A 26,939-nucleotide genomic window follows, 5' to 3' on the forward strand; every position below is an offset into this window, starting at 1 on the left:
AATTATTTCAAATCATCACCTAGATAGCATTTAGTCGCACCTCATACATTTATCATTTCACATAAACAAACTCAATCTTTCTTTTTCAGCGAATGCAGTCGCTTTCTAGCTTGCTTCGCCTCTTCAGCCGTTTGTCTGGCAACTTCTTCCGCATAGGCTTTTTCCAACGCCTCGGCTTCCAGCTTAATGGTATTCTCTTCCATTGTCTTAGGATTACGGATGTAGGTCGTATCTGCCCAATGCCCCCAAGTGGGAGCTGTCTGCCTGATCGCACGAAACTTGATGTCATTGGCACTCATGCGATTATTTTCGTGGTTCAGGTACAGAGCTGTTCCGAAAGATGAGGCTGTGATTAGGAAACAGGCTGCTACACCAATGATGAGGTTTTTTGACCATGCCCCGAAATGGTGGTGATGTTCGTTTTTTACGGTAACGACCTTGGGCATGGTACCCACAAGGTCTTTGACCTGATAGATCTGCTGGCTGATTTTCTGATCGTCATAACGCTTGTTGGATTTTTCTATCTGGCCAGAGATGTTAGCTAAAGTCTCTTTATACTGTTCTAAAAACGACTTTAAAAATTCTGGCAGTTCGCTTTCAATGACTTCCATTCGCTTAACTAAGCCCAGAATAAGCTCTTCTGCCATTGTTACTTTTTCTTCTAATTCGTCCTGTTCCATAACATTGAATTTTGTTGGTGAATTTTTGTTTATTTATCTGGTTACTCCTTGGGATTGCTCTGCCTCGTGTTTCTTTCGTTTCCTGCGGGATATTTCTGCGTCTCCGACTGGGTCTGGTGCCGATGGAACAAACTCCGGGCTAAGCAGGATATTCAACAGGTTTTCAACTACACCAGACGCATTCGGACTATGCCCATGCTCGGCATGAATGCCCTGCCGGATTGCCTCCCGCAACTGCTGCGCCAATGAGGGCTGATGCGCCTCCCTTGCGGCATGGTAATCCTGTACCTGCTGGTTGCGGTTCAACTGTGCATCCATACGGGAAAAGCTTAAACTCCTATCAATGGCGGAACCCTTCATTTTCAGCCCGCCCTTTTCAAAGGAAATGCCCTGCACTTCTTTAGTGCCGCTTTTAAATTTGTAGGCGATACCAATACCCCGAACGGTCAGCTTCGCTTCCAATTCTTTCCAGTTCGTGGACGTTTTCATAGCGGCCTTGATCGCATCGTAAAGTTCATACCTGATCTTTTCTTTGCCATTTAAAGCCTGCCTGTTGACTTGCTCTTTGCCCTTGCCCCAATGGTAACCGTATTTTAAGGTAAGCTCCCTACAGGCTTTGATATTGCGTGCGTAATTATTCTTATCGGTGATCGTCGCCCCCTTGTTATCGACCCGGTTATAAACCACGTGTAGATGAGGGTGTAATTTGTCATGGTGACGTACCACTACATACTGCGTATTCCGGATACCCATTTTTTGCATATACTCTTTGGCATGTTTCAGCATGATCTCATCTGTCAGTTTCGGAAGGTCTTCGTTGCTCCAACTTAAGACCAGATGCCCGACCGCCTTGCCCAGCTCCGGCCTCATTTTGCGTTGCAGGTTAAAATCATTGGTTAGCGTGGTTGCGTTCTGCATCCTTACACCCTCGGCAACAAGGATCTTCGCTTCGGGCTTATCTACGATATAGCGGACACAGCCCCCGAAACTTCTTCCTGTGATCGGTTTACCGATCATGGCTGTTGAGTTTGGTTAACAGTTCTTCTATTTGCCTGACCAGTGCCTGGCATTTTAAAGCCAGCGTAGGCAACCCTTCCACATGGGCAAGATGGGTCAACTGGTTGAGGTTATTTGCCATCCCTGATAGCATCCTGAACCATCCGCTTTCCTCTGGGGTAAAGCGGGGAAAAACCCTTGCACTCTTTGCCGCCCTGCGGAACCATTCACTGGGTTTCAGCCCCGCATTTTTTGCCCGTTGCCCGATCAGTTGTTTTTCCGTTGGGGTTAACCGGATCATGAGCAGGTCACTACGGCTAATCGCTTTTTTGGGTCTGCCGGGTACCCTTTTTTTCTTTATTTCACTACCAGTTGTCGCTGTTTTCATGCGCTGTGTTCCTTTCCAAATCTGTAGTAGATCCTTTCTTTTTTTAACCGACCAACGGGAGCGAGTCCGGGGCATCCCTTTAGGGTGAATCCGGGTTTTTGTATAGCAAAAACATTAACTCGCTCCTTACAAAGCGCATAAGTTTGACGTGCTAAAAGCTTCGGCAAACCTATGCGGTTTCCATGCCCGGAAAGCTCCTTTAAGGAGCGTCAGGCTTCAAAACTTCGCCGGGATTTCCGGGCACCTTTTTCTGGTCTACTGCCCACATCAACTGGGCGGCCAGTAGACCAGGCTTCCCCTGATCGGATTATAAGATGGCTGGTATCTGATGTACCCAAATGCATCCAGTTCTCTGATGCATTTGTGATATGTGGCAATCGATGCGATCCTGCTATAGGCCATCAGTTTTTTGCGGGTAACTGCAAAAGGGCTGATAAATCCCCCATGCTGCCAGCAGACAAAAAGTGCGGCGAATAGGCTGACATGGGTAGCCAGTATCCGGCTGTCTGCACCCATGCGCCTGACCAGTTTGCCGTAGTCCGCCACCTTGTAATGGGTTCCTGTTTCTGTCATTGGTTACCTCCCTCTAATAGCCTGTTGATGTCTTCCAGTTTGTAATACATCATGCCTCCAATCTTTGTAAATCGTAGCGTACCGTTAATGCGCAGGTTTTGCAGGGTTCCAGGTGAGATGTTCAGCAGCTTGCGCACTTCGGCACTTTTCAGCCATTGCTGAGCTTTTTCCTGTGGTTTAACAATATCTTTAATGTCGTTCAGCAGTTCATTCTTAAACTGCTTTAAATCGTCTTTCGTGATAATTTCCAGTTGCATTCTTATTTCTCCTTTAATTGATGATTAGTATACTCTTTAGTGTATATTATAGCTGAGTAACGGTATAACTATGGGGTTGTTAGGCTGGATATACAGCTAATGAGTTAGCTGTATATCCAGCTTAGCGCTTAGGAACTATCAAGCCTAAGCAATGATCCGCCAAGTTGAACCGCACTGATTGCATCATGTATGCAATGGGAAGGGAATTTTTTGTTCGTGATTTCCATAACCTTTGTTTTGGAACAAAAGAATGCTATGGAACTAACTTTAATTTACCACGAAGTCTGGGTGGTAAAATGATTGATTTGGATGTCTTTGCCTTAGTTAATTAAACAGCTCAATACCAATTGATTAAAAAACTATTTCTTTGGTGGATTTCGGCAAACCACAAAACTCTTATCTATTTATTTTGATCGGGAGATCGTGTAAAGTTGATGTTTTTTCGGTATCTCGTGTTCCCTTTTTCTAGGGTCTTTAGGGTCAATACCCCGTAAATAGTACCTTAATCTTTCTATTTTGATTTCCTTGGTCTGACCTGTATTTTGATTATCAACCTCCCTAAAGTATTTACTGATCATCTTTGCCCAAGTATTTTGTGCAGGAGTAATTAAGAAAGCTCCATCGTCTGTGGCTTTCAGCATTTGCATTTTTATGCATAAATCTAGTAAAGCCAATGCTTGCCCGTCTCTGATTAAAATGTAACCATCAAATTGCCGGTATTCTGCTAAGTCTGCTGTTAACTGGGTGTTCTTTTGATTTAAGGCATGGATTTCTAATTCCTGCGCTGCTACAACTGCTTCTGTAGATTTATGTAAATTCCACTGGTCATGTGAGATCAATACTTCGGTGAATTTTTTAAGCTTTCGGATTTCACGCTCATTTCGGATATGGTCTTTGTCATAAATATCTTTTAGCAGTAGTACTTTAAGTTGACGATCTATCAAATCCCATAGATGCCTAAAAAAAGTTTCTTCGTTGCCGTTGGGATGTTGTTCCAAATAGTAATTAAGATGCCGTTGGTAAAATTTTTCAATGCGCTCTTCTCTGACATCAAAAATTCTTATAAACAAATGCCTTAAAAAATTTTTACGGCTCCAAGATATGGGGTTTCCAATGTCCAAGGTGTCAGTACTAAAATCAAAACGGTCACGGAGTTTAAAATAGCTAATACTCATAAGCAGCTGATTGAAAGTGTTTTTTCAAATTTACACATTCTAACGCTTATGTAAATAGCACTTAACCGGATCAGGAACATTGTCCAATCAAATTCATTTTTGAAGAAGAAGAACTTTTTTTATATAAAAAATTTGGAATATGTCAAGATTCATCGTAATATTGCAATATAAAATTATGGGACTTACAAAAACAGAAATATTTACAGATGAGCAGAACCAGCTTGCAACTTTATTGAAGGCTATGGCTCATCCTGCACGTATCGCTATTCTTCAAAGAATACTGATTTCTAATACATGCATTTGTGGTGATCTCGTTGGTGAACTTGGATTAGCTCAGGCTACGATATCACAACATTTAAAAGAGCTGAAGAATGCAGGGATTATACAGGGCACAATAGAAGGTGTTAGCGTTTGTTATTGTATCAATCCAAAAACATGGAAATTATTGGAAACACAATTAGGTGCGTTTCTTGGGGAATATAAAGGAGAAACAGCTTGCTGTTAACCTTTTTTTATTCAAATCAATCGTTAAATTGCAATAATACTTTAAATATATAATTATGAAACTATCGGAAATAAAAGAAATCCTTGCTACGGCTGAAGGTGTAAATTTTAAACTTGAAAATGGCAGTTCAGTACCTGAACATTTCCATGTAACAGAAGTAGGAATGATCACAAAGGACTTTATTGATTGTGGTGGTACCGTACGCCATGAAAAAGTGGCTAATTTCCAATTATGGGATGCTAATGATTATGACCACAGGTTGAAAGCAGGAAAACTGCTAAATATCATTTCACTTTCAGAAAAGGTATTGGGAATGGAAGATTCAGAGATTGAGGTGGAATATCAGGCAGAGACCATTGGTAAATATGACTTGGGTTATGATGGAGAAAACTTTCTTTTGACCGCTAAGAAAACTGCATGTCTTGCAATGGACAAATGTGGTGTCCCAGCTGAAAAACAAAAAGTTGAAATGGTAAATCTGGCTTCTGGTGCAGCTTGTACCCCAGGTGGTGGCTGCTGCTAATACCTTTAATATGAAGATTATTGAAATGATGCCTGTTCATTGGGAAGATATTAGGTTAATCTATCTGCAAGGAATAGCGACAAAACAAGCGACTTTTCAAACAGATGCACCGTCATGGGAAGAATGGGATAAAACCCATCTTCCCGGTTTTAGATACCTGGCAATTGTCAATAACATTATTGCAGGATGGGCAGCATTAACTCCTGTTTCCGGAAGGTGTGTTTATGCCGGGGTAACAGAAGTCAGCGTATACATTCATGAGAGCTTTCGGGGTCAGGGTGTAGGTAAATCATTGCTTCAAAAATTGATAACCGAAACAGAAAAAGAAAACATTTGGACGCTTCAGGCTGGAATATTTCCAGAGAACCTACCAAGTATAGCGCTGCATGAAAAACTTGGATTTCGGCAGGTCGGCTACCGGGAAAGAATTGGAAAAATGGATGGAGTGTGGAGAGATACAGTATTATTAGAACGAAGAAGTAAAATAACAGGTCAAGATTAAATTTAAGTATAAATGAAAAAAGTATTGGTGCTATGTACTGGCAATAGTTGCCGCAGTCAAATTGCAGAAGGCTATTTGAGACACTTCGCAGACGGTAATGCGCAAATTTACAGTGCTGGAATTGAAACGCATGGGGTTAATCCCAGAGCAATTAAAGTAATGCATGAAAGAGGGATTGACATTTCATCCCATACGTCGAACAACATCAACGAATACATGGATATTGATTTCGATTTTGTAATTACCGTTTGTGACAACGCTAAAGAAAGCTGTCCATACTTTCCGACTAAAGCTAAAAAATTTCACTATAACTTCCCTGATCCGGCAAAGGCAACTGGCACTGAAGACGAAATAATGGGGCGCTTTAAAATGGTCAGCGAAATGATTAAATCGTATTGCTTTGATTTTGTTCAGGAAAACTTAAAAGACGAGGTGATTACCTCATAAACATTATAAGATATGTCAGCAACAAATTGCGCACCCGCAAGTGAAAGAAAAAAGCTAAGCTTTTTAGACCGTTACCTTACCTTGTGGATTTTCCTAGCCATGGCTATCGGTGTATCTATAGGCTTTTTTATTCCATCATCTTCAGGTTTCATTAACTCCTTTTCCAGCGGTACAACAAATATTCCATTGGCAATTGGATTAATCTTAATGATGTACCCGCCATTGGCAAAAGTTAAGTATGAGCAGATGGGCAAAGTCTTTAAAGATACTAAGGTGTTGAGTGTATCTTTAATACTGAACTGGGTAATTGGCCCGATATTGATGTTCCTCCTTGCCATTACCTTTTTACGTGACTATCCAGAATATATGGTTGGTCTGATCCTGATCGGACTGGCTAGATGTATTGCTATGGTTGTTGTTTGGAATGAACTTGCTGAAGGAAACCGTGAATATGCAGCCGGATTAATTGCGCTGAACAGTATATTTCAAGTATTGCTATATAGTGTGTTTGCCTATATTTTCATTACGGTGCTTCCGCCATATTTTGGTCTGCAAGGTCTTGATGTGAATATCACGATCTCTGAAATAGCAAAAAGTGTAGGTATTTATTTGGGTATTCCTTTCGCTATGGGCGTGATCAGCAGATACGCACTCATTGCACTTAAAGGCGAAGAATGGTTTCAAAACAAGTTTATCCCACTTATTTCGCCAATCACTTTGATTGCACTGCTCTTTACTATTGTAGTGATGTTCAGTCTGAAAGGTGAACTGATTGTTCAAATTCCTATGGACGTGGTAAGGATCGCCATTCCGCTTGTGATTTACTTCTCCATCATGTTTGTGGTTAGCTTTTTTGCAGGACGATATTTTGGAGCTGATTATTCTAAGAGTACGTCAATTGCTTTTACTGCTACAGGAAATAACTTTGAACTGGCCATAGCCGTTGCCATTGGTGTATTTGGCATCAATTCGGGGCAAGCATTTGCCGGGGTTATCGGCCCTCTGGTTGAAGTACCTGCTTTAATTGCTTTGGTAAATCTTGCTTTCTGGTTCAGGAAAAAATATTTTAAAACAGCAAATGCTAGCCTGTAACCTTAAACTAAACCCACAGGAATGACTTCATATGACATCATTATCATCGGGGGTGGACAAAGTGCACTAGCTTGTGCTTACTTTTTACAGCGTAGCGGCTTAAATTATATGATATTGGACGATCAACCCATGAGCGGTGGGGCTTGGTTACATGCATGGGATTCTCTAACGTTATTTTCTCCTGCTGAATATAGCTCCTTACCTGGATGGATGATGCCGAAGTCTGAAAGTAAATTCCCGTTAAAGGACGAGGTAATAGCTTATTTAAAAGCCTATGAAGAACATTACAAGATTAAAATACAAAGGCCTGTTCTTGTAAAGGATGTCAATAAAACAAGTGATGGTTTTGAATTAGAAACCAATGAGGGTCTATATCATTGTAAAGTTTTAATCTCGGCAACTGGAACCTGGAAGAAGCCTTTCATACCCAAGATAACAGGTGCTGAACTATTCACTGGAAAGCAATTACACTCCGCTCATTATAAAAATTCAGATGATTTTAAGGGTAAAAAGGTATTGGTGGTAGGTAGCGGAAATTCCGGTGCCCAGGTTTTGGCCGAAGTGTCTAACGTGGCAACAGTAGTCTGGGCGGTGCAGAGTAAACCTGAATATTTACCGGATGAAGTAGATGGCAGGGTGCTTTTCAATGTAGCCTCTGCAAAATACCATGCCATGCAGTCTGGAAAGGAATTCGATGCTACTCAATACAGTTTAGGTAAAATAGTGATGGTGCCCCCGGTTGTCGAGGCCAGGGAGCGGAATGCACTACTATTCAACCTGAGTTTTAAGGCCATCACTGAAAAGGGAGTAATATGGCCTGATGGTACCGAAGAGATGTTTGATGTGATCATCTGGTGTACGGGATTTAAATATGCAACTGATCATCTAAAATCATTAAACATTGTTGATGAAAACGGGAAAATTGAAACTATAGAAACTAAATCAACAGCTTTTTCAGGATTATTCCTCGTCGGCTATGGAAACTGGACAGGCTTTGCCTCAGCTACTTTGATTGGTGTTGGCCGTTCAGCAAAACAGACCGTTAAAATGGCTGAAGAATATTTAAATCTCAACATCGAAGATTAAACCTAATTAAAAACTTATATGAGAAAATATTTATTACCCTTTTTATTGATTCCCGGATTTGCAGGATCATTAAACGCACAGCAAATAGAAAAACCAAAACTTGTCGTGATGATGGTCGTAGATCAAATGCGTTCAGATTATGTCAGCAGATATTGGAGCAAATTTGGGGAAGGTGGGTTTAAACGGATTGTAAAGGGCGGTTACAACAATAAAAATGCAAATTATAATTATTTCCCAACTTATACCGCTGCCGGGCATGCCAGCATATCAACAGGTTCAGTACCATCAATAAATGGAATTGTAGGAAATGATTGGTATGACAAAAATAAAAGTAGGTCAGTATATTGTACGGAAGATGAGAACGTGGAGACAGTAGGTTCCGAATCAATCGCAGGGCTGCAATCAGCTACTAATTTAATGGCTACAACGGTTGGTGACGAATTGCGTTTGGCAACCAATTTCCGTTCAAAGGTAATAGGGATTGCATTAAAAGACAGGGCGGCTATACTAACGGCTGGACATAATGCATCTGGAGTATATTGGTTTGATGAATCAAATGGAAGCTTTATCTCTAGTACATATTATACCAAAAATTTACCCGCTTGGTTAGTACAGTTCAATGATAAAAAGCTAACCGAAAAATATCTTTCTGAAAAATGGGAAACTACCTTGCCAATTGTTGAATATGCGAATTTTGCCACAGCCGATAATGTTCCCTATGAGGGTAAATTCAACGGAGAGCAGTCCCCTGTATTTCCACATGATATTCCTGCAATTCGAAAAAAGGAAAATTTAGGCCTGATTAGAAGTACACCCAATGGTAATCGGTTAACATTCGATTTAGCAAAAGCGGCAATTGAAGGTGAAGCGCTCGGTACTCATGAAACAAGCGATCTGCTTAATGTTAGTTTTTCTTCACCAGATTATATTGGGCACCAGTTTGGCCCACGTTCTATAGAAGTAGCAGATATGTACATCAAGTTTGATAACGAGCTACAGCATTTTTTTGAATACCTAGATAAAAAAGTAGGTAAGGACAATTATGTAATCTGTATTACAGCCGATCATGGGGCAGCAGACAATCCAAATTTTCTTAAAGACCATAAATTTCCTGGGGGCTATTCCAGTGCTAAAATAAAAGACAGTCTCAACATTTTCCTTAAAAGCCAGTTTGGTGTATCCCCCGTTGCTGTTTATAAGAATCAGCAGTTTTACCTTGATCAGGTGACACTAACCAAAAATAAACTCAATTCAGAAGAGGTAGTTACTGCAATGAAGACTTACTTGATGAAACAACCATACGTACTTGCTGCATATAGTAAAGAGCAGATTATGGTTTCAGGAAACCCGTCAGGGATGCTCCCATTGCTTCAGAATGGGTTTTACTTTCAGCGGTGTGGAGATGTTACGGTAGTGTTTAACAACGGTTATCTGGGAGGTCCATCCGGCACTGGAACCACGCATGGATCGACCTATAGATATGACACGAATGTGCCACTCCTTTGGTACGGCAAAGTAATCAAAAATGAAACTGATTTTTTAGAGGTAAAGGTTAGTGATATTGCCCCGACACTTTCGGCTATCCTGGACATACAAGCACCTTCCGGTAACGTTGGGACAGTCATTAAAAATATATTTAAATAACAGCAAACTATAACAAAATGAAAATTGCATTATTCTCTGACATCCACGCAAATCTACCCGCGCTGGAGGCCTTTTTTAAAGATGTGGAAACACGAAACACAGATGCCATTTATTGCCTGGGCGATTTAGTAGGCTATAACATCTGGCCGAATGAAGTGATTGATGAGATCCGCAGACGGGGAATTCCGACCATTGCGGGAAATTATGACTGGGGTATCGGCAGATCAAGCGACGATTGCGGATGCGCTTATAAAACAGATGAAGAAAAAGAAATGGGCAAGGTATCTATATCTTATACGAATGAAATTGTAAAGGATGAACAACGTGCTTATTTGAGAACGCTTCCAGCGCATATCAGACTGGAATATCAGCTGAATCATGACAAACGGAATGTACTTTTTGTTCATGGAAGTCCACGTAAAGTAAATGAATACCTGTTTGAAGACCGCGACGAGAGAAGTATGCTCCGCATTATGGAACAGGCAGAGGCCGACATTATGTGTTTCGGTCACACCCATCAACCTTACCATCGTATTCTAAATTCGGGTACAGATGGAAATAACCATTTCCGTCATGCCATCAATATTGGATCGGTAGGTAAACCAAAGGATAAAGACCCACGTGGAGGTTATGTAATCCTCACGATCAATCCTGACAGTACAGTAACCGATAAGGATAGCATTAAAGTGGAGTTCATTCGCTTTGAGTACGATATCGAAAAGGCGGCAAAAGCTGTTGAAGACAGCCCTTTGCCCAATGGATATGCAGATATGTTACGTAAGGGATAAAGTATGAAGATCGCACTATTTTCAGATATACATGCCAATCTTCCAGCCTTTGAAGCAATGCTACAGGATATGGACAACCAAAAGCCAGATGCTGTTTATTGTCTCGGTGATCTTGTTGGTTATCATATATGGCCAAATGAAGTGATTGCTGAAATACGCAAGCGTGGAATTGCTACATTAAAAGGCAACCATGATGAGAAGGTTGAAAAATTAACTACAACGCCTGAAAACCTTAAAGAACCAGGAAAGAAATATGCTTATCACCTGATTGAAGAGTCCGGTCGGGAATATTTAAGAACGCTTCCAGCGCATATAAAGTTAGAATATAAACAGAATGATGATCAATTTAATCTTGTGTTTGCTCATGGCAGTACACGTAGTATTGATGAGTATATATTGATTGATACGGAGGAAAATTATGTCTTGGACATGATGCAGGAAGCGAATGCCGATGTGCTTTTTGTTGGTCACTCACACAAGCCTTATCACAGGGTCGTAAGCACTCCTGGCGGGAAATTTAAACATGTTGTTAATCTAGGTTCTGTTGGTAAACCAAAAGATGGTGATCAAAGAGCTTGTTATGTGATGTTAACGCTTAACAGGAATAGCTCAATCTTAGATAAAGATAGCATCCATGTTGAATTCAGAAGAGTCGAATATGACGTAGAAAAAGCGGCAAAAGCCATCGAAACTAGTTTATTGCCAAGAGAATTTGCAGAAGCACTAAGACTGGCAAAATAAGATCAATAAACACGTGTCCGGCTTTATATAGGAAATGTAACCCATAAAAGATAACCCAAAATAGAGCCTCCAGCAATAATAAATGCACTGTTTATTTTTTTGAACCATGAGGTAACAGCAAAACTTGCAATTGCTATTACAGTTGTTCTCCAGTCGGTTATCGATGTTTGGCCCATTTCTATGCAAATGGCCAAAATGACTGCGATAGAAACAACATTTACTGAATCTAAAAATGCGGACATCACTTTTGATTTCCTCAGTTTAGGGAGTAAAGGGTTTAAAAAGAAAACAAATAGAAACGAAGGGAGGAATATGCCAATCGTTGCTGCGATGGCTCCAGGCAGACCACCAATCTGCCAGCCAATAAAAGTTGCAGAAGAGAAAACAGGCCCTGGTGTTAACTGGCCTACTGCGATAGCATCGACCAATTCCTGCTTGCTTAGTAGTCCAGTTTTTACTAATTCGGTATCCAGAAAGGCAAATAATACATAACCACTTCCATACAGTATTGCACCTATTTTAAGAAAAATCGCAAAAAGTCTCCAATCAAATTTATCGGTCCACGTCATTCCGATCTGTAATAAAGCAACAGGGGCGAAGCTATTTAACGATTGTCGGGTTGACTTTGCCATATATATTAAGGCACCTATTAAACCTCCCCCAAACAGAATATATATTTCATTAAATCCATATATCGCCAATCCCGCCGCAATAATTCCAATAACGCCCAATTCGACAGTTTTTAGCGCTTTTTTTCCTAACGAGATCATCGTTGAAACAATGATAGATATGACTGCTGGTTTGATGCCGTAAATAAAGGGGGTTACCTGGGGCAGTTTGCCATATTGCTGGTGAGCCCAGGCAAATACAGCTGTAATCATTACTGCCGGAAATATAAAGCACAGACCGGCAACCAAAAGCCCTCTCCATCCAGCTCTTTCATGACCAATATGCATGGTCATTTCCGTTGAATTAGGACCGGGTATTAAATTGGTTGCGCTAACCATGTCAAGGAAATATTCAGAAGAAAACCATTTTCGTTTTCTCACTACTTCGTCTTCCATCATAGCAATGTGAACCGCAGGGCCACCGAAACCTATGCAGCCTAATTTAAAAAATAGTTTTGCCAGGTCTTTTAAAGGCTTTTGTTCTGGTTCCATAAGCTTTTATCCAGTGACCATCTTCCCCCACCCTTTATATTTAAAAAGATGCTACCCAATAACATCGCCCAATCTGTCCGGCTGTCATGGAGCATAGACCAAAAGCCATTGTCTATGTATAACTGCATTTTGGTTGTAGCCATTGCAACTAGCATGATAATGAGTAATGGAATAGCCGAAAGTCTTGTAAACAGACCTATTAATATTAATATGCCGCAGGTAATTTCAAAGATTCCAACAAATGGACCCAAAAAATCGGGGTTGGGTAAGCCTATTTTAGCAAAGCGGCCTGCCCCTAATTTCTCAGGAAATAAGAACTTCTGAATCCCCTCAGATAAGAAAACAGCACCTATCATTAGCCGGATGATGATGGTCGAACCTGCATTGTCAGTTTTTAAAGTCTTTTGAAACATGGTTTTCAGAGTATGGTTAAATAGCCGCTAAGTTAAGGCCATAGAAATAAATTATTCTGGTATATTTGAAAATAGGATGGTATCAAGATTGTCATTCCTCTTAATATAATTAAATGAATCACTCCATAGCTGTTAAAGACAAATTAAGTTCTAACAGAATCATCAAGATAGCACCGTTTAAAAAGGAAGTAAGGGTGACTACACCCCATAAACATAACAGCTATTTTGAAATCATTTATCTCTCCAAAGGGGGAGGGTTTCATTCTATTGATTCACAAAGGTATAAGATTGTTCCGCCAATAATTTTTTTTGTAAGAAAGGAACAAATTCATTACTGGGAATTAGATGCTGAGCCTGATGGTTATGTGGTGATCATAAAAAGGAAGTTTGTGGAAGTTAGTTTAGATAAAGAAATCAAAACCCTTTTGTATAAACTCAGTAAGACCGAAATGCTTCATCTTAAAGAAACGGAGACCATCACTGCTATACTTCAATTATTGGCAAAGGAAAGTTTAAATGAAAATGCGATCGCTAGTCCAATAGTTGAAGGGCTTTTGAAAGCTTTATTGGCGAAGCTCCTGGTAGAAGGCAGTTCTTTTGTAGGGGCTAATGTTCCCGAAGCGAATCTTTATCATTCTTTTCGGGAATTGTTAAGTCAGGAAAATCGGTTAAAGAATAGTGTTTCCTATTATGCCACGGAACTGAACACCTCACCGCAGAACCTTAATGCGGTATGCCGGAGGGCCGCAAATTTGTCTGCTGCTGATGTACTATCTGAATTTATCATCAGTGAAGCAAAGAGGCTCCTGATATATACGGACAAAACTATTTCGGAAATTAGCTTCCTACTTAGCTTTAATGACTCATCTCACTTTGTTAAATACTTTAAGCGTTTCACCAATCGTACCCCAAAAACATTTCGAATAGAACAGGAATGATACCGTAGTATTTTCAAATGTACCATGTAAACAACTTGGTATAGTGCATTTTTGGTTAAGAATTTAACCATACAAATTTCGATGAATACAAAAGTTTTAAGAATACCACGGAGCCTTGATTTCTTGTTCCTGGTGTTTTTATTTATCCTGGTTTCCATAAATGGAAATGCCCAGCAACGACTATCCCTTAAAGATTTGCCATCCTTGGTAAAAAACAATTTACCCCAGTTAAATTCAGCTAAAGCAAACGCGGAAGCGGAAAAGTTGTTGATCGATTATGAAAAGCGCGGCCTGATGCCAGACCTAAATATCGGTTATCAGGCAAATGTCGCGACTTTCAATAATATCACAGGAATGAGCTATCCGGGCCTGATGATGCCGATAAGTGGCCCGCCATCTCAAAATAATGATTTGAATTTTGTACCCGGATCGGCGGCTACTGCTCTTCTGACCTGGAAGCCAATCTCATTTGGACAACGCAAATCGGCTATCGATAGAGCCACAGCCCAATTTAAGCTTGCCAATGCTGATTATAACGAACAGGCCTTCAGATACCAATTTGCAGCTATCCATACTTATCTGGAAGCAGTTTTCTTTAAGCAGGTGATTTCAAATAACCGCGCTAGCATTAAAAGATATTCGAGCAGTTTAGAACAGGCCTTGGTGTTAGCTAAAACAGGATTAAGACCTGGCGTAGATACCATCCAGATGCAAAGCTCGCTTGCTCAAGCCGAAATAGAGCTGCTACAAAGTGAAAATGCCTTTAAACAAAAATTGATAGTGCTCGCTAGCCTCATTGGAAGTGCTGAAAGAAGTGGGAATTTAATACTAACAGATACTACTTTTAAAAATATTAGTGTATCTGCTGATACCTCATCAGGTAATGTAAAACATCCCTATTTTATTACCGCTGTTGCCCAGAAGGAACTTACAGAAGCTAAATTGGACGAATTAAAGAAGACCTGGAGACCCAAGCTAGAGTTTTGGGGCAATGTATATGGCCGCGGTTCCGGAATAAATGCATCAGGGACGATCAATAAAACTGATGGGTTTAATTTGAGCAGGAGTAACATTGGTGCCGGAGTACAGATCAGTTTCCCTGTCTTCCAGTTTTATCAGTTGAATGCTAAGAAAAAGCAATATGGACAGTTGGTACAGGCGGATGAGTTCAAGCTTAAGCAATTGCAATTAGATCTGAACAAACAGACGGATATTGCCTGGCAACAATACAAGTCTAACATTGCTATTTTAAATAAGCAAGTTGTCCGCTTAAAGAGCGCTACAGATGCCTTCAACAGCTTAAAGCTTAGTTATGAAAGTGGATTGATTGATTTTGCGCGCTTAGCCCAGTCACAGTACGAACTCCAGCAGGCCGAAATAAACAGCGCAGCTGCATTATTGGTTATTCAGCGTTCTTTGCTGGATATCAGCATAGCCAAGGGAGATTTAGACCTATTTTTTCAACAGATTCAACAATAGATGAAACTCATTATATCAGCGCTTAGGCATCCCATAACGGTTCTTGTAGCAGTTATCGCAATTGCCTTTTTTTCTTTTATTTCCATTCGTAATAGTAAGATTGACATCTTTCCGAAATTAGGATTGCCAACTGTTTATGTTGCGCAACCGTATGGTGGTTTGTCTCCTGAACAAATGGAAGGTTTTGTTACTTCATATTATGAATACCATTTTCTTTACATCACTGGGGTTAAATATGTAGATTCAAAGTCCATTCAAGGGGCTGCACTTATAAAAATTGAGTTTAACGAAGGAACAGATATGGCTCAGGCTATGGCTGAAGTTGTGGGATATGTAAACCGATCACGAGCATTCATGCCTCCCGGCACCGTGCCGCCTTTCATAACCCGGTTCGATGCTGGAAGTGTGCCTGTTGGTCAATTAGTATTTAGCTCAACTACCAAGTCATTAGGTGAAATCTCAGATCTGGCTTTATTCCGGGTAAGGCCGATGTTTTCTACATTGCCAGGAGTTTCTGCGCCGCCACCTTTTGGCGGGAATAACAAAACCGTGATTGTAAACGTAGACCCGGATAAGATTCGTAACTACCAATTGACACCAGAACAGGTGATGCAGTCTTTAGCCACCTCAAATACCATATCTCCCGCAGGCAATGTGCGCATAGGTGACAGCACTTACCTGACGCCCCAAAATAGTGTGATTGAAAATTTACAGGATCTGGAAAATACGCCTTTACAAAAAGGTAGCGGGGCTTCTGTTTATGTTAAAGATATCGCAACGGTAAGTATTGGGTCTGATGTGACCACCAGTTATGCTTTAGTTAACGGAAAAAGATCAGTTTACATACCTGTTACTAAAAGGGCAGATGCCTCAACCTGGGATGTTGTTAAACTTGTAAAAGCTTCTTTACCTGATATGCAGGCAGCTATTCCTGATGATATTAAGGTTTCCTATGAGTTTGATCAGTCGGATTATGTAGTGAATGCTTTGGAAAATTTGCTTTTTGAAGGTGGACTTGGTGCTATTTTAACAGGACTCATGGTCTTGCTTTTTCTAGGAGATAAGAGAGCTGCATTAATCGTGGTATTAACTATTCCTCTGGCTTTATTGTGTTCAGCTACAGTATTGTACCTTATGGGACAAACAATCAATATCATGTCCTTGGGAGGATTGGCGCTATCTGTAGGGATATTGGTTGATGAGGCCACGGTAACCATTGAGAACATTCACCGTCATTTAGAAATGGGGAAAAGCAAGGCCCGGGCAGTTGCGGATGCCTCCAAAGAAATTGCCACACCAAAATTATTGATATTATTAAGTATTCTTGCCGTATTTGTTCCGGCGCTATTCATGAATGGTGTGCCAAAAGCGATGTTTGTTCCCTTATCCCTCGCGGTTGCGTTCGCTATGATTGCTTCTTTCATCTTATCTCAAACTTTTGTGCCAGTAATGGCTAACTGGATGATGAAAGATCATATCAAACAAACTTCATCTGGCAAGTTTTATGAAAAATTCAAAGGATGGTACGAGCGTAATATTGTCCGCGTTTCAAGAAAAACAGCCCGTGTTACCTTAGTATTTGTTACGTTATCCTTAGGCACGGTAGTATTGTTTTTTATGTTAATAGGTACCGAATTATTTCCTGTTGTAGATTCCGGCCAAACACAGGTAAGGCTTAGATTACCAGTTGGCACCAGGTTAGAGCGTACTGAAGATGCAACCAGAAAACTACTTGCGTTGACGGCAAGAATTGCTGGCAAAGAGAATATTGAAATAACCTCGGCATTTGTTGGAACCCAGCCTTCGAGTTTCCCAGTAAACTACATTTACCTTTGGACTGGTGGGCCACATGAAAGTGTCACCAAAATAAAATTGAATAAAGGATCAATTGGTATTGAAGAATTTAAAGAAAAACTGAGGGCTGAAGTAAAAAAGGAATTGCCTAAAGCGGTGATCTCTTTTGAACCGGGGGATATTGCCAGCCAGGTCTTAAATATGGGAACTACCAATCCTATTGAAATTGCAGTAGTTAATAAAAACTTAGACCAGGGCAAGGCAACAGCAAAAAAAATGGTTGCAGCACTTTCAGCATTGCCCTATATGCGTGATGTTCAAATTGCAACACCACTGGATTATCCTGCAATAAAAATAGATGTAAACCGGATCAAAGCGGGGCAGCTTAATTTAACCTCTGAGCAAATTACCCGCTCGGTCGTTGCGGCAACATCGAGCACAAGGTTTATGTCGCCGGGCTATTGGCTTGATAAATCAACAGGCACAGCTTACATCGTTCAAGTTCAGTATCCGGAATACAAAATGAACTCTACTTCTCAAATTGAAATGATCCCGGTTGGCGGAGGAAATGGGAAAACCCATCTTTTGAATGAAGTGGCATCATGGAAAAAAATTGCGATGCCAGGCGAATACGATCGTTTGAACCAGCAAAGGTATATCACAGTTACAGCGAACGTATACAATAAAGATTTGGGTGCTGCCTTCAAACAAACGGAAGAGATAGCCAGCAAGTTAAGAGCCGGTCTTCCAAAGGGAGCTAAAATTTTAGTGAGAGGTCAGCCTGAATTGTTAAACCAAACCCTTAATGGTCTTGAATTTGGATTACTCGTTGCCATTGTTGTTGTATTTTTATTAATGGCGATATTCTTTCAATCTTTCCGGGTTGGATTTGTAATGCTTTCTGTTATTCCTGCTGTGATATCAGGCTCGTTGCTGTTGCTGTTAATTACGGGGCAGTCTATGAACATCCAATCGTATATGGGAACTATAATGGCAGTCGGTGTCGCCATTGCAAATGCTGTTTTGTTTGTAACCAATGCAGAAGTGTTGAGGAAAGACGGTGATAATGAAAATTCACATTTGCATTCAGCCAAAAGCCGTTTACGACCTATAATCATGACGACATTAGCAATGATTGCGGGTATGATTCCAATGGCTATAGGAGATGGTATGATCGCTCCTCTTGGGATCGCAGTTATAGGAGGATTAATCACTTCTACAATTTGTGTTTTATTCTTTTTGCCTTCAGTATATCAAACTACTGTCGGCTATAAAAAATACAATCATTTCTCGCTGGACCCGGATGATCCCAATAGTAAATTCTCAAAAAATAGTTAAACTTTACTTATAAAGAAATGACAAAGCTAATATTCAAATTATCAATAGTTGTACTGTGCTTTTCAGCATGTACAGAAAAGAAATCCTCACAAAATGCAGCAACAACTGAACTGACAGATACAGTGCCTGTATTTATCCTGTCAAGTTCGGAGGTGAATAAGTCCATTGAACTTCCTGCGGAATTACTACCTTATGAAACGGCAAACCTTACGCCAAAAGTTGAAGGGTATATTAAAGAAATCAAGGCGGATATAGGAGATAAGGTTCGCAAAGGTCAGGTGCTGGCGGTAATTGATGCTCCAGAGGTAAGAACCAAATCTGCCGAATATAAATCTGCGCTATCCTCAGCACAGTCCAGGTATCAGTCCAGTAAGGATGTTTATGAGAGATTATTCAGAGCATCGCAAGCAAAAACTTCCGGCATTGTTGCCCCGGTAGATCTGGAGAAAAGCAGGAACCAGAAGCTGACAGATAGTGCTGCTTATCAAAGTGCAAAAAGTCTTGCTCAGTCTTATAAAGAAGTGGCTGGTTACCTAGTTATCACAGCTCCTTTTAATGGAATGGTCACTTCCAGAAATGCAGATAGAGGCGCTTTGGTGGGACAAACTTCTCCAATATTTACCATCCAGAATACAAGTACTTTAAGGTTAAGAGTTGCAGTGCCTGAAACATATATTTCGGCAGAGACGACAGGTAAGGATGTTGATTTTAGGGTTGAAAGTAATCCCAATAAGCGCTTTTCCGCTCAGTTGGCACGAAAAGCGGGTGCCATTGATCCTCAAAATCGTACGGAGACATGGGAATACAAATTCAATAATCCAAATAACGAGTTAAAAGCAGGAAGTTTTGCGTATGTGAAACTTAAGCTTCAGCGAAATTCCGCTTCATTTGTAATTGCTCCGACTTCTATTACTACCAATCAGGAGCGTAAATTTGTAATTGCGGTTAAGAATGGGAAGGCCGAATGGATCGATGTGCGTCAGGGAATGAGTACAGAAAAAGGACTTGAAGTTTTTGGGGATCTAAATGTAGGAGATACACTAATTGTTAGAGCAACAGATGAAAGGAAACCAGGAGCTACCGCTTATTGGAATGTGGGTAATAATTAGTAAGCTTTTCAGTCGATTTCATGAGGTGTAATTTTAAGCTCAATATGTAAAATCCCGCTACTAGCTGCTACAAAACGTGCATAGGTACTTGTTAATATTATTCTTTTTTACTATTTTTAACTTATAGGATTTGCAACCATTATTAATTAAAAAAAAGGTGCGTTATTCGGGGAGTTCGAATTTCAAAGCCACTCTAAGATATTGCAAACGTTGATTTTTACACTAGGTGTAAATCCCAGCGGGATCACGAAAATTCAAAAACCATCTTTATTTAATTTAAAGGTGGTTTTTTGTTTTTGCAGTATTTCGTAATCGTGCTTATAATTGAATAAAAACTCTTTTTGTGTTAATCTTTACCGGACGATTGAAATTGCTTTCCGTTGGATAAATTTTATAAATATTCATTAAAGAGATTAGTAAGGCCAGGCCAACAACATACAATTTGCTTATTGTTGGCCTTCGCCTATTCAACAAAACATTATTAATTGTCTATTTGTTGAGATTACTTTCGGTCTGCAACAATTTCAATATCCTCAACTACGTGATTTTGAAAAAAAGATCTAACCGCGGGTGTCCATGATACTTTATTTTTAATCACAAACGCATCGACTTCTTCAGCTTCCAATGGCTTTTTAAAAAAAAATATTGAGCAAAACAGGTGTTTTTTTGAGTTCAAGTTTGCGATGAATGCTCAAATCATTTTCAAGTTTAAGTCTAATACCCCTAACCTCTTTTTCGTATGGAGGGTAAGAAGACATGGTGCCGTAACTCAGCACAGGCAATTCGAGCATGTCTAAAAGCCTATCCAGCGGCTTATTTTTGTAAGCTTCCTTCCTGTCGACAAAATTTTTAACCAGATAGCCCAATGAGTCATTTTTAAAGTTCTCCCATTTGCCATAGGGTGTTATGTTTCGCTGTAAACTATCTGAAACTACCGTATCTGTATGGCGTAATTCCGAATTGTTTTGTTATTCCTTTGGTGCGTTATTACACCCAACAAAAAGTAGTGCTAACAATAATATATTAATTTTCATCTTTTATTAATCTGGACAGTCTGAAATTTGATATTTTAAAACGCCGTTTTCTGTATTGGTACTTACGCCAACACTGCTGAAACTAAATACGTAGTCGATTTCCTGAAAATATATATCAAAATGTTCCATCTTTAGTATAAATTAAAAAACAGTTAGTTTATTGATTCCTACACAAATCTGTGCTGTGGTTAGCCGAACAGGCAGAAATTTCAGTATAAAGCTAATATATTATGATTTAAGTGCCATTATTTTCTCTCAATCTTTAATAAACCATAGCTTACCGATATCTGTAAAAACGAATAAATGGTTATTGGCAACGTTTTTAGATATCTATATCATCAGGTTCACACTTTTCAAAACCATCTTATCGAATGTAGTTTCTTTAATTATTTAAACAGTTTGTCATATCTAGAAACAAAAATACTATTCCTTGTATCAAAGTATCAAAAAGATTATTGCTCAATGAATCTGCAAGCAATCTTAAAAAAATGAGGGCTATTGCTTCTGATTGGGCTCGATATGATGGTAATTATGACCACATCCAATCTAACAGAACATTTACCCGTAACCTTGAAGATCTCGGTATTGAGCATGAAGCAGAAGAATACCGTGGTACGCCCTGGAATAAAACCTGGACAGATGATGGACGATTTTATACCCGTGTTCTGCCCTTTCTGAACCGATATTTAGTGTTTGAATAATTCCATTCATATTAACCCAATCTGTTTCTATTTAAGTTCCAACATTGCCTGTTTTGACTTCTCCTGCTCGTTTATAATTAGCAACGATAACCCCGCCTGGTGTGACAATGCTCTCTGTTAATGTAAATGCTGCCGGAATCGGACCGTTATCAAACAACTTTTTTCCTTTGCCAAGCGTTAACGGATGAATTTTGAGGCGTAGTTCATCTACCAGATCATTCTTAAATAGCAATTGAATAAGTTTACCACTGCCCCAAACGTGAATATCAGAACCTGCTGAATTCTTGATTTTTTTGATATCTGCAACACTTTTGATGAATACAGAATTTTTCCAATCTGATTTTTTCATGGTCTTTGAAAAGACATATTTTGTCCCTTCATTAATACCTGGCCAAAAATCAGCATGTTCAGGCCAATAGTCGGCCCAAATCTCAAATGTTTTTCTACCCAAAAGATAATCTGCAGGAGTCAACTCTTTTTCCAGCACCTTGTCGTAAACTTCGTCTTCGTAAGGCGCTGTCCAACCACCATATTTGAAACCGCCTGATGTATCCTCTTCAGGTCCACCTGGTGCCTGTATTACTCCATCTAATGTGATCATTGATAAGACGATTATTTTTCTCATAATAACTGGTTTTATTACAATATAAATTTCGTCAACAATAATGTGCCATTTACGGTGCAATTGTGACAATCATGATGGCTAAATGCGAAAACTGTAAATAGAATAAGTTGTTACTCTAAAAAAGAAAAAAGAGTAAAACCATAAAATTGAATATGGAGTATCAAGGAAATAATTTGGATCATCAGCATACATCTGGTTTAGTATTCTGTAGATGAGCTTACTACACTTTAAGCAACAAGGCCGCCTCAAATAAATGCTGAAGCGGCCTTGTCTCTAATATAACAATATGTTTAGTTTACATCAAACCATAACCTGGTGGTTAACAGATCTGCTCCCTGACTGGCAACTGCATTTTTGTAACTCTGCCCGTTTAAAGATTGTTCAGTTCCGGGATAAATAAAACGAACGGGAATTTGTCCATTCAATACTGTATTTACCGATGCCGTTAATTGAGGATAATCAAGTCTGCGCCTTTCTGTCCAGGCTTCCAACCCTTGCCCAAATAAAGCAATCCATTTTTGTTCGCCAATTGACTTTTTATAATTCGATGCATTATATTGCACCGAAGCCTGAGTCAGATAAGTTGCTATCTGGGTATCAGAAATGCCGAACTGTTTCAACGATGCTGTAATTCCCTGTTGATATAAATCAGCTGCATCTTCTGTGGTCAACCCTCTGGCGGCCGCTTCTGCCCGATCAAATAATAATTCTGCATAACTAAAAATTACAGCCGGCGATTGGGCCGCCAGAAAATATGTACCTGGTTTGGATGTCTTTGCAAAACCAAGATTACTCGCTTCAGAATTGGTTAAGCCATTAGGCAAACCCACATATTCTTCTGGTGTAGCAGTTTGCGTTTTACTGGCGTAAACCGGTAAACGTGGGTCATTTAAACTAAATAATTTATCTACAATTGTTTTGCTGATTCGATAATCGTCTCTTGTATCAAACTGAGCACTAACCGGATTTTGTTGTGGAGATATTTGATAAATCAGCTGTGCAATTTCTGTATTATCACTTATATAAAGATCGCCATCGCTTTTAATCTCATCTAAAACCTGTTTTGCCTTAGCAGGTTCTCTGTCAGCAATACGAAGTGCGATTCTCAACCTTAGCGAATTGGCGAATTTCTTCCATTTGGTAATGTTTCCATTATAAATGTTATCACCTGCAATTGCTTTTCCTGCTGGATCCAATGCAGTTTTTGCAGCTTTGAGGTCTTCCAACAAACCAAAATAAACATCTTTTTGTTTATCATACGCAGGCGTGATGAATTCGTTCAACTTTCCAGCCTGACTGTACGGAATATCACCATAGGCATCGGTAAGCAAAAGGAATGACCATGATCTTAATGTCAAGGCCACGCCTTTATAATTTGGGTTATCAGTATTATTTCCAATTTCAATAATCTTGTTAAACCCGGTAATACTTTGCGAATATAAAGTTGACCACAAGGCGGTAAAACTACTATTGGAATAAATGAATCGATCTTCTTCAGTATATTGAACCTTTGCCCAATGTTGCGCAAAAAGCAAACTGGAATTCATATTATTAGTTGTGCCCCAATAAGCATCTGTAGTATTTTTAATAGCAGCAGTTAAAAGATAATCGGGTTGCGCATTTTCAGTAGCATTGGGATTGATGTTTACTTTATCAAGCTCTTTACCGCAAGATGCCAATAAAAGAGATGATAAAATGAATGTATATATGATGTTCTTTTTCATGATGGGAAGATTAAAATTTGATGTTCAGATTTATTCCGTAAGTACGTGTTGTCGGGTTTGAAAGACTTTCCAAACCCTGGCCGTTGCCTGTATTAAAAGCAACTTCCGGATCTATATCAGTAACATTACGGTGAAGAATAGCTAAGTTTCTGCCAACTAAAGCAACCGATACGGCTTGTAAACTCAACGGACGAATCCATTTTGCAGGTAAATTGTAGCTCAATTTAATTTCTCGAAGCTTTACATAGGAAGCATCAAAGATATTGGCTTCATCAATTGTACGGAAAGATTTATAATACGTTTGCGCCGGAAGGATTTTTTCATTACGTTTTCCGTCAGCAGTTACGCCATCGAAAATCATTCCATCATCATAAACGGTTACACCTGATGGAGCAGTAGCACCATCGGCTAATCTAACCGTTCCATTTGCTTTTACATTTCCTGGGTAATAATAGGAAATACCGCCAAATTCTGCACCTCTTCCGGGTAATGTAGAAGCCAGCACGCCAGTGTAAGTACCTGTGGCATAAGTTCCATTATAAATTGAACCACCAAAACTGGCATCAATTAATACCCCTAAACTAATTCCTTTATAGCTGAATGTATTTGAAATTCCTCCAATCCAATCCGGAGTATATTTACCTAGAACTTTTTTGGTTGGATCAGTTTGTGGCGTTCCTGTAGCATTTACCACAATATTTCCATTCGCATCTCTTAAAAATGCATTCCCGAAAAGTGTTCCGTATGGCTGGCCAACAGCTGCAATTACCTGAGCAGAATTTGTAGCAACCACATAATTTTGCAATAAACCTGCCTTATCAAGTTCTATTACCCTGCTCCTGTTCGCGGCATAATTTACATCGATATCCCAGGTAAATTGTTTTTTAACTGGTGTGATCCCTAACTGTACCTCTATACCTTTATTGTTGATTTTTCCTGCATTAAGCAGTTTCGAGCGAAAACCCGTGCTCTGGCTAACATCTACACTCAGAATCTGATCGTAACTGTTCGTGTTATATAAACTTACATCAAAACGAAGTCGTTTATTGAACAAAACCGCTTCAGCACCTAATTCTGATGAAGTAGTTGTTTCGGGTTTTAAATCTGGATTAAGGTCGGTTGTGGAGGCAGTGAGCTGTGGATTACTTCCAAATGGCGCTCCGAAAACATAAGTATTGATTAAGCGGTATGGATCAGCATCTTTACCTACCTTCGACCAGCCACCACGTATTTTCGCATAATCCAGGATATCGCTCTTAATATCAAAAGCCTCTGTAAGCACCAGACTTCCGTTAAAAGATGGATAAAAATATGATCGGTTTTGAGCTGGCAATGTTGATGACCAATCGTTGCGGGCAGTTACGTTAGCAAAAAGATAATTTCTAAATCCAATTTGCGCTGATGCGTATCCGCTGTAAGATTTAAGCCGGCTATAATTGTTTGATGAAGTTAAGGGATCTCTTGAATTGTTTAATGTATATAAACCTGCAACGGCTAATCTTGGTGCACTCTGATCGTTTTGTTCGATATAACGCGAACGAATATTACTTCCCAATAACGCCTCCAGGCTGAAATCATCATTTAATTGTTTGGCATAGCTTAAGGTTGCATCAGTATTATTTTCATTTACCGTAAAAGCACTTTCCGTGTAAGATCCGAATGGCGTACCGTTTGTGCCATAAGCTATCTTAATTTTACGGCGATCATTATAATAATCTGTTCCCGAACGGAAGTTAAAGTTCAGGCCGTCAATAATATTGTAGTTCAAGCCAATACTTCCTATTAATCTGTTTCTGTTTTGCGATACCGTATTTTCATAAGCCACCCAATAAGGATTGCTGTAATAACTATTGTTCCAATTGAAAGTATTTCCATTTTCATCCAAATAATTTTTCAACTGATTAATATCCACTTGCCTGCCAAACCAGGTAAACTGTAACATGGTACTTGTAGATCTTGAACCACCTGTTCCCGGCAGATTATCAGAACCAAGCTTACTATAATTTGCATTGGCTGTAATGCTCAACTTCGGGGTTATGCGTAATGTTGTATTTAGTGTAAAAGAGTTTTTCCCTTGTCCTGAATTTGGTATTACGCCTACCTGCTTTAAGTTGTTGTAAGAAAAACGGTAATCGAATTTCTCGTTGGCATCCTCTATAGCGATACCATTAGTTAAAGAATAACCTGTTTCAAAAAAATCTCTCACATTGTTTGGGTGTGCCACAAACGGAACAGCTACTCCTTTCGAAAAAAACTGAGGAATCAATCTGCCATCCATTCTTGGCCCCCAGCTTTCATCAACACCATCATTTGTGCCCGCACCTTTTCCGTCAACATAGCTAAACTTTCCTTCTGAACCCTGACCGAACACATCCTGATATTTTGGCAAGGTTAACAGACTTTCTAAAACAGTATTAGAATTTAAGGTAACGCCTAATCCTTTTTTTGATTTACCCGATTTGGTTTTGATAATGATAACACCAGCAGCAGCTCTGGAACCATATAAAGCGGCAGCATTTGGGCCTTTTAAAACACTTATTGATTCTATATCATTTGCGTTGATATCAGAAATGGTATTTGCATAATCTCTGGCTCCGGCAGAATTGAGTTGTGAATTATCTACAGGAATCCCGTCTACCACAAAAAGTGGTTGATTGTTTCCTGAGATAGAGGTTTCGCCGCGAATAACCACCCTGGAAGAACCCATATCACCCTGGCTATTGGTAACCCTAACGCCTGCTACTTTACCTGCGAGCGCATTTACCAGATTAGTTTCCTTTGCCTCGGCCAAACTTTCGCCTTTCAGCTCCTGAACGGCATATCCCAGCGATTTCTTTTGTCTGGAAATCCCCAACGCGGTTACCACAACTTCATCAAGTGCATTATCGCCATCATTTAAAGTTATAGTCAACGTTTTAGAGTTTTCCGTTACTTCAATTTCTTTGGTTGAAAACCCGATGTAAGAAAAAACCAATATACTTTTCCCTGATATTGAAATGGTAAATAAACCATCATTGTTAGTGGTAACAGCTTGTTTTGTGCCCTTAACAAATACGGAAACACCGGGTAATGTTTCACCTGAAGGGCCCTTAACGGTACCCGATATGGTTATATTTTGGGCACGAACGAATTGTGAAAGCAGGAGCAAAAAGAATATTGCCGGTAGCTTAATTTTCTTGAACATAATTGGGATTGAATTAATGATTAGTTAAAGCGCATGTAAAAAA

General features: G+C 39.7%; 25 protein-coding genes. 14 read left to right on the top strand and 11 right to left on the bottom strand.

The features are described 5' to 3' along the window. Window positions 1-71: 71 nt before the first annotated feature. The 6 genes from DU508_RS02345 to DU508_RS02370 all read right to left on the bottom strand — a co-directional run bounded on the left by DU508_RS02345 (window position 72) and on the right by DU508_RS02370 (window position 4,069). Complete coding sequence (locus DU508_RS02345; protein ID WP_115401235.1) at window positions 72-680, bottom strand: hypothetical protein; 609 nt, start codon at window positions 678-680, stop codon at window positions 72-74. Between the two features lie 33 nt (window positions 681-713). Continuing rightward, window positions 714-1,697, bottom strand: coding sequence for a relaxase/mobilization nuclease domain-containing protein (locus tag DU508_RS02350; protein WP_115401236.1), 984 nt, complete (start codon window positions 1,695-1,697; stop codon window positions 714-716). Beyond that, on the bottom strand, window positions 1,687-2,064 hold the full coding sequence (locus DU508_RS02355) for a MobC family plasmid mobilization relaxosome protein (RefSeq protein WP_158542115.1): 378 nt from the start codon (window positions 2,062-2,064) through the stop codon (window positions 1,687-1,689). Before DU508_RS02355 ends, DU508_RS02350 begins: the two co-directional genes overlap by 11 nt. Before the next feature lie 267 nt (window positions 2,065-2,331). Beyond that, window positions 2,332-2,637: a hypothetical protein gene (locus DU508_RS02360; protein WP_115401238.1), complete on the bottom strand. Its 306-nt coding sequence runs from the start codon at window positions 2,635-2,637 to the stop codon at window positions 2,332-2,334. After that, complete coding sequence (locus tag DU508_RS02365; protein ID WP_115401239.1) at window positions 2,634-2,894, bottom strand: helix-turn-helix domain-containing protein; 261 nt, start codon at window positions 2,892-2,894, stop codon at window positions 2,634-2,636. The genes DU508_RS02360 and DU508_RS02365 overlap by 4 nt, the downstream gene beginning before the upstream one ends. 404 nt (window positions 2,895-3,298) lie before the next feature. After that, window positions 3,299-4,069: a hypothetical protein gene (locus DU508_RS02370; RefSeq protein ID WP_115401240.1), complete on the bottom strand. Its 771-nt coding sequence runs from the start codon at window positions 4,067-4,069 to the stop codon at window positions 3,299-3,301. Window positions 4,070-4,244: 175 nt separating this feature from the next. Between DU508_RS02370 and DU508_RS02375 the strand changes: the two genes are divergently transcribed. From DU508_RS02375 to DU508_RS02415, 9 genes are read left to right on the top strand one after another with little or no spacing between them, the layout of a single operon-like run. Beyond that, entirely contained in the window at window positions 4,245-4,574 is a 330-nt protein-coding gene (locus DU508_RS02375; protein ID WP_115401794.1) for an ArsR/SmtB family transcription factor, read from the top strand. A 55-nt stretch (window positions 4,575-4,629) separates the two neighbouring features. After that, entirely contained in the window at window positions 4,630-5,097 is a 468-nt protein-coding gene (locus tag DU508_RS02380; protein ID WP_115401241.1) for a DUF6428 family protein, read from the top strand. Window positions 5,098-5,107: 10 nt separating this feature from the next. Beyond that, on the top strand, window positions 5,108-5,599 hold the full coding sequence (locus tag DU508_RS02385; protein WP_115401242.1) for a GNAT family N-acetyltransferase: 492 nt from the start codon (window positions 5,108-5,110) through the stop codon (window positions 5,597-5,599). Between the two features lie 12 nt (window positions 5,600-5,611). Next, window positions 5,612-6,046, top strand: a complete 435-nt coding sequence (locus tag DU508_RS02390) for an arsenate reductase ArsC (RefSeq protein ID WP_115401243.1) — start codon at window positions 5,612-5,614, stop codon at window positions 6,044-6,046. Between the two features lie 12 nt (window positions 6,047-6,058). Beyond that, window positions 6,059-7,138, top strand: coding sequence for an ACR3 family arsenite efflux transporter (gene arsB, locus DU508_RS02395; RefSeq protein ID WP_115401244.1), 1,080 nt, complete (start codon window positions 6,059-6,061; stop codon window positions 7,136-7,138). Window positions 7,139-7,159: 21 nt separating this feature from the next. After that, on the top strand, window positions 7,160-8,224 hold the full coding sequence (locus tag DU508_RS02400) for an ArsO family NAD(P)H-dependent flavin-containing monooxygenase (RefSeq protein ID WP_115401245.1): 1,065 nt from the start codon (window positions 7,160-7,162) through the stop codon (window positions 8,222-8,224). Window positions 8,225-8,242: 18 nt separating this feature from the next. Further along, the gene (pafA, locus tag DU508_RS02405) at window positions 8,243-9,868 is read left to right on the top strand and encodes an alkaline phosphatase PafA (protein ID WP_115401246.1); all 1,626 of its coding nucleotides are present in this window, start codon (window positions 8,243-8,245) and stop codon (window positions 9,866-9,868) included. A gap of 17 nt (window positions 9,869-9,885) precedes the next feature. Continuing rightward, window positions 9,886-10,656, top strand: coding sequence for a metallophosphoesterase family protein (locus tag DU508_RS02410; RefSeq protein ID WP_115401247.1), 771 nt, complete (start codon window positions 9,886-9,888; stop codon window positions 10,654-10,656). 3 nt (window positions 10,657-10,659) lie between these two features. Continuing rightward, the gene (locus tag DU508_RS02415; protein WP_115401248.1) at window positions 10,660-11,397 is read left to right on the top strand and encodes a metallophosphoesterase family protein; all 738 of its coding nucleotides are present in this window, start codon (window positions 10,660-10,662) and stop codon (window positions 11,395-11,397) included. 23 nt (window positions 11,398-11,420) lie between these two features. Here DU508_RS02415 and chrA read toward each other — a convergent pair whose 3' ends face one another. Together chrA and DU508_RS02425 are read right to left on the bottom strand one after the other, a co-directional pair. After that, window positions 11,421-12,557, bottom strand: coding sequence for a chromate efflux transporter (gene chrA, locus DU508_RS02420; RefSeq protein ID WP_115401249.1), 1,137 nt, complete (start codon window positions 12,555-12,557; stop codon window positions 11,421-11,423). Beyond that, the gene (locus DU508_RS02425; protein ID WP_115401250.1) at window positions 12,533-12,970 is read right to left on the bottom strand and encodes a DoxX family protein; all 438 of its coding nucleotides are present in this window, start codon (window positions 12,968-12,970) and stop codon (window positions 12,533-12,535) included. Before DU508_RS02425 ends, chrA begins: the two co-directional genes overlap by 25 nt. 113 nt (window positions 12,971-13,083) lie before the next feature. Between DU508_RS02425 and DU508_RS02430 the strand changes: the two genes are divergently transcribed. The 5 genes from DU508_RS02430 to DU508_RS02455 all read left to right on the top strand — a co-directional run bounded on the left by DU508_RS02430 (window position 13,084) and on the right by DU508_RS02455 (window position 21,363). Continuing rightward, window positions 13,084-13,908, top strand: coding sequence for an AraC family transcriptional regulator (locus DU508_RS02430; protein WP_115401251.1), 825 nt, complete (start codon window positions 13,084-13,086; stop codon window positions 13,906-13,908). Window positions 13,909-13,989: 81 nt separating this feature from the next. Further along, the gene (locus DU508_RS02435; protein ID WP_115401252.1) at window positions 13,990-15,387 is read left to right on the top strand and encodes a TolC family protein; all 1,398 of its coding nucleotides are present in this window, start codon (window positions 13,990-13,992) and stop codon (window positions 15,385-15,387) included. Next, window positions 15,388-18,519, top strand: a complete 3,132-nt coding sequence (locus DU508_RS02440) for an efflux RND transporter permease subunit (protein WP_115401253.1) — start codon at window positions 15,388-15,390, stop codon at window positions 18,517-18,519. A 17-nt stretch (window positions 18,520-18,536) separates the two neighbouring features. After that, on the top strand, window positions 18,537-19,628 hold the full coding sequence (locus tag DU508_RS02445; protein ID WP_115401254.1) for an efflux RND transporter periplasmic adaptor subunit: 1,092 nt from the start codon (window positions 18,537-18,539) through the stop codon (window positions 19,626-19,628). Window positions 19,629-21,150: 1,522 nt separating this feature from the next. After that, window positions 21,151-21,363, top strand: coding sequence for a hypothetical protein (locus tag DU508_RS02455; protein ID WP_115401256.1), 213 nt, complete (start codon window positions 21,151-21,153; stop codon window positions 21,361-21,363). Between the two features lie 31 nt (window positions 21,364-21,394). Here the strand turns inward: DU508_RS02455 and DU508_RS02460 are convergent, their stop codons facing one another. The 3 genes from DU508_RS02460 to DU508_RS02470 all read right to left on the bottom strand — a co-directional run bounded on the left by DU508_RS02460 (window position 21,395) and on the right by DU508_RS02470 (window position 26,896). After that, window positions 21,395-21,988, bottom strand: coding sequence for a dihydrofolate reductase family protein (locus DU508_RS02460; protein WP_115401795.1), 594 nt, complete (start codon window positions 21,986-21,988; stop codon window positions 21,395-21,397). A gap of 290 nt (window positions 21,989-22,278) precedes the next feature. Further along, complete coding sequence (locus DU508_RS02465) at window positions 22,279-23,712, bottom strand: SusD/RagB family nutrient-binding outer membrane lipoprotein (protein WP_115401257.1); 1,434 nt, start codon at window positions 23,710-23,712, stop codon at window positions 22,279-22,281. Between the two features lie 10 nt (window positions 23,713-23,722). Next, complete coding sequence (locus tag DU508_RS02470) at window positions 23,723-26,896, bottom strand: SusC/RagA family TonB-linked outer membrane protein (protein WP_115401258.1); 3,174 nt, start codon at window positions 26,894-26,896, stop codon at window positions 23,723-23,725. Between the last annotated feature and the right edge of the window lie 43 nt (window positions 26,897-26,939).

It is taken from the genome of Pedobacter chinensis, assembly GCF_003339865.1.
In the GTDB taxonomy this organism is placed as follows: Bacteria; Bacteroidota; Bacteroidia; order Sphingobacteriales; family Sphingobacteriaceae; genus Pedobacter; species Pedobacter chinensis.